The organism is Leptospira vanthielii serovar Holland str. Waz Holland = ATCC 700522 (assembly GCF_000332455.1).
Taxonomy (GTDB): domain Bacteria; phylum Spirochaetota; class Leptospiria; order Leptospirales; family Leptospiraceae; genus Leptospira_A; species Leptospira_A vanthielii.
The window spans coordinates 1-1,204 of sequence record NZ_AOGY02000018.1; the positions used below are offsets into that span (position 1 = coordinate 1).

1 protein-coding gene is annotated in these 1,204 nt (G+C 34.1%); it reads right to left on the bottom strand.

Annotated elements, in window-relative coordinates:
- Positions 1–122: 122 nt before the first annotated feature.
- On the bottom strand, positions 123–938 hold the full coding sequence (locus LEP1GSC199_RS03775; protein ID WP_002977610.1) for a hypothetical protein: 816 nt from the start codon (positions 936–938) through the stop codon (positions 123–125).
- Positions 939–1,204 lie beyond the last annotated feature (266 nt).

Sequence of the window (1,204 nt, forward strand, 5' to 3'; positions counted from 1 at the left end):
CCCTCGAGTCCCGATGGGACGTTAGGGACGCCACGTAGTTTGCGGCTGCAAACGAGTGACAGAAGGGAAATGTGGCGTAGCCCAAGCGAGGCCTCGTGCCGAAGCGCAGCGTTTCCATGCTGTTATACGCCGTTGGATAGTATTTTTATTTCGTTGTTGATATAAAAAAATAGTTCTTCATCTCTATTTCTTTTTCTAGGGATAGTGATGTTTATTGATTCTCCTGATTTTAGGAATATATTTAATCGTGAGATATCTTCAGAAATTATTTCTTTTTCAATATTGTGAATATCTGAGAAATATATTTTATTTATATCTGAAAGTTTATCATGGGTTACAATTTTATTATTTGAAACTAATACGAATCCATTGTTTTTTCCTAAATTGTTAAAGTGAAAGAGGTATTGCATCTTTTCATTTGGTTCTAGGATATTTAAGCTATTTATAAACTTATAGTCTGCCTTGTCAAAATCATCTTTATTGTGAATGTAGGTAATTGTGAAGAAATAGTGAAAGATTAGGTTTATAATTAGATAAAATATGTAGAGACTGGAAATTCCAAGGAATAATTTGTCACGAGAATTATTAATTAATTTTAGATGGTTCAGTTTTAAGAATTGAAGATGTTTTTCAATTCCGTTGAAGAGAATAGCCAACGCTAGAACTAATTTTCCTATTAGAACAAAATTTATTCCTGAATTAAGATATTCGGTTGCAAAAGTAAATAAGACGAAAGCAGCAAATGAAATTGATGAATAGATTATATTCATATATATTCCAAACGAAAGAATAAAGAGAACTATAATGGTGAGAAATTGTATGTCCTCGATATTAATTTTTCCAATGTTTACTTCGATAAGATTAATTATTAAATAATAGATTCCCAGAATTGATGGGAATAATGCAAAATAAGTATTTCTATTTTCTGTTTGTTTCATGATGTTTGGTTAAAATTTATCCAATGGCGTATAACGAACTAGACTAACCGACGTAGGCTGGCCCTGAGTCCCGAACGGGACGTTAGGGACTGGAACGACACTTGCGCAGGCAAGGGGAGTGCCAGAAGCCTATGTGGCGCAGCCCAAGCGAGGGCTCGTCCCGAAGCGAAGCGGTTAGTCGCTGTTATGCGAAGTAAAAACCTATTAGATGGCCTCATATTTTTTAATATTTAACTTTAGTGGTTTAAAAGCTCATTCAAATTATA